We start from the raw sequence: 264 nt of genomic DNA, 5'->3' as shown, positions 1-264 counted from the left end.
CCTCTATTTAATGATCATGCAAGTAATCCTTATTTAAGTAAAAACTCTCGCCCCACATTATTAATTTGCTCTACTTTTTCTAAGCGCCTATCGCTCGCGCCTAAATTATATGAACAAATAAAGCAATTTAGCCAACCCGGTAAATGGCGCATTTTAATGCAGTTTCATCCTAAAATGGCACAAGAGTGGGTTGATAAATACAAAGCGTTAAGTAATGACAATCTAACCTTTGTTGAAACAGACAATGTTATTCCTTTATTACAA

1 pseudogene is annotated in these 264 nt (G+C 34.5%); it reads left to right on the top strand.

Annotated elements, in window-relative coordinates:
- Positions 1 to 264, top strand: a pseudogene (locus tag AAEY62_RS22980) (CDP-glycerol--glycerophosphate glycerophosphotransferase); the annotation flags it as partial.

It is taken from the genome of Pseudoalteromonas sp. GW168-MNA-CIBAN-0100, assembly GCF_040309225.1.
Classification (GTDB): Bacteria; Pseudomonadota; Gammaproteobacteria; order Enterobacterales; family Alteromonadaceae; genus Pseudoalteromonas; species Pseudoalteromonas arctica.
Note: the sequence above shows the minus strand (reverse complement) of the source record. Positions and strands in the feature narration are given on the sequence as shown.